1 rRNA gene is annotated in these 221 nt (G+C 58.4%); it reads right to left on the minus strand.

Annotated elements, in window-relative coordinates:
* Nucleotides 1–221: ribosomal RNA gene (locus tag ULO1_RS14115) — 23S ribosomal RNA — on the minus strand; the annotation flags it as partial.

Consider the following 221-nt stretch of genomic DNA (forward strand, 5'->3'; position numbering starts at 1 on the left):
CTTAACGAGGGTTCTCTCGCTCGCCTTAGGATTCTCTCCTCACCTACCTGTGTCGGTTTCCGGTACGGGCACCATACCCCCTCCTTAGAGGCTTTTCTCGGCAGTTTGGCATCAGAAGCTTCGCCCTTACGGGCTCCCCTTCACCTCTCAGGATTTCCGTGAGGCGGATTTGCCTGCCTCACTCCCTACGGGCTTGGACCGGTCCTTCCATTCACCGGCTC

Origin of the sequence: Carboxydocella sp. ULO1, assembly GCF_002049255.1 — a bacterium.
GTDB lineage: Bacteria > Bacillota.